Source organism: Vibrio sp. 10N.247.311.47 (assembly GCF_041467535.1).
GTDB classification, from domain to species: Bacteria; Pseudomonadota; Gammaproteobacteria; order Enterobacterales; family Vibrionaceae; genus Vibrio; species Vibrio crassostreae_C.
Genome location: NZ_JBFSUR010000052.1, coordinates 10,376 through 10,708 on the forward strand (window position 1 = coordinate 10,376; position 333 = coordinate 10,708).

1 protein-coding gene is annotated in these 333 nt (G+C 38.1%); it reads left to right on the forward strand.

The genetic code is table 11. The features are described from left to right. Positions 1-333 (forward strand): leucine-rich repeat domain-containing protein (locus AB6E51_RS22750; RefSeq protein ID WP_372140218.1); only part of this gene is annotated, 333 nt, incomplete at both ends.

Here is a 333-nt window from a genome sequence, read left to right on the forward strand (position 1 = left end):
AGCGGGCATTTAATAAAAATGCAATATCAATAGTTAACAATGTCCCATCAGATGGTTTTATTTTTGCTCGTAATGATGATGGCACTGATAACAAAAAGATAATAATTTCCTATGGTGGAGTAAGAAAGGAGATTGTTATTCCTGACTCGGTGACCACAATTGGAGAGTATGCGTTTTCTTCTAACAATCTCACTAGCGTAACCATCCCAACTTCGGTGACCACAATTGGAAATAGTGCGTTTTCTTTAAACAACCTCACCAGCGTAACCATCCCAAATTTGGTGACCACAATTGGAAATAGTGCGTTTTCTTTAAACAACCTCACCAGCGTAA